This is a genomic window from Pseudomonas sp. AC463 (genome assembly GCF_979253585.1).
The window spans coordinates 1-320 of record NZ_CEEDDZ010000341.1 but is presented as its reverse complement, the minus strand read 5'-3'; the positions used below and the strand labels follow the sequence as shown (position 1 = coordinate 320).

The window sequence follows — 320 nt, the reverse complement described above, 5'->3', positions numbered from 1 at the left end:
CGCTAGCAGCCCCTATGTCCGCCCGCCCCGCCACGCCTCAGGAGCCCCAGGCCATTCCAGTCCAAGAGGCTCAGGTGGAACTCGCCGGCTATGCGGACTGCGTGGTTTCGAGGAAGAGCTTCAGAAAGCCTGTCGCAGCGTTCCTGCGCACCGTGCCTGGCAGTCCCAGCTATTTCCCCACGGCCCTGAAAGCCGCTGACATGACCTGTCTCAACGCAGCGGCCATGCGGCGCCGTGCATCCAAGCTCGAGATGAAGATACAGCCCGACACCTTCAGGGACGCACTGTACCCCGCGCTCTACCGCCGGGACTTCGGAAAG

The 320-nt window shown here is 64.4% G+C and carries 1 protein-coding gene; it reads left to right on the top strand.

Annotated features, from left to right (window positions below; all coding sequences use genetic code 11):
• Window positions 1-74 precede the first annotated feature (74 nt).
• On the top strand, window positions 75-320 hold a 246-nt coding region (locus tag AC0IYH_RS30435), incomplete at its 3' end, for a hypothetical protein (RefSeq protein ID WP_471837874.1).